The sequence below is a fragment of the Metalysinibacillus jejuensis genome (assembly GCF_003057615.1).
In the GTDB taxonomy this organism is placed as follows: Bacteria; Bacillota; Bacilli; order Bacillales_A; family Planococcaceae; genus Metalysinibacillus; species Metalysinibacillus jejuensis.
In genome coordinates this window covers 1-926 of the sequence record NZ_QAFW01000139.1, presented here as the reverse complement: position 1 = coordinate 926, position 926 = coordinate 1, and the positions used below count along the sequence as shown (strand labels likewise).

Annotated in this window: 1 protein-coding gene; it reads left to right on the top strand. The window is 36.8% G+C overall.

Going from position 1 to position 926, the window contains the following annotated elements; all coding sequences use genetic code 11:
- Positions 1–926, top strand: a 926-nt coding sequence (gene tnpB, locus DDE80_RS14460) for an IS200/IS605 family element RNA-guided endonuclease TnpB (protein WP_108308646.1), incomplete at both ends; no start/stop codon positions are given.

Here is a 926-nt window from a genome sequence, read left to right as displayed (position 1 = left end):
CCCAATTAAAGAAAGAATTAGTTTGGTTAAAAGAGGTGGACAGCATTGCGATTCAATCTTCACTCAAAAACCTCGCTGATGCTTATTCTCGCTTCTTTAAGAAGCAAAACGATGCACCTCGCTTCAAGTCCAAAAAGAATAAGGTTCAATCTTATACAACAAAACACACGAATGGAAACATTGCCATTGTAGGCAACAAAATTAAATTGCCGAAACTTGGTCTTGTTCGCTTTGCAAAAAGTCGTGAAGTACATGGTCGTATTCTTAACGCTACGGTTAGACGTAATCCGAGTGGTAAATATTTTGTTTCCATTCTTGTAGAAACAGAGGTGCAACCATTAGAAAAAACAGGTTCTTCTATTGGTATAGATGTTGGATTAAAAACCTTCGCAACTCTTTCAGATGGAACACCATACGAAAATCCAAAGTGGTTTCGTAAACTTGAAGAAAAATTAGCAAACGCACAACGTATCCTTTCCAGACGCACAAAAGGCGGTTCTAATTGGAATAAACAACGAATTAAAGTTGCGCGTATTCACGAAAAAATCACCAATGCAAGAACAGATTACTTGCAAAAAATCTCTACTGAAATCATCAAAAACCACGATGTAATCGGTATTGAGGATTTGCAAGTAAGTAATATGCTAAAGAATCATAAGTTAGCCAAATCTATTAGTGAAGTATCTTGGTATCAATTCAGAACGATGCTTGAATACAAAGCGAAATGGTACGGCAAACAAGTTGTTGCGGTATCTAAAACGTTTGCAAGTTCTCAATTGTGTTCGTGTTGCGGATACAAAAACAAAGACGTTAAGCATCTAAATCTTCGTGAATGGGATTGCCCATCTTGTGGAATACATCACGATAGAGATATTAACGCAGGACAAAATATTAAAAATGAAGCGATAAGACTTCTAACCGTAGGG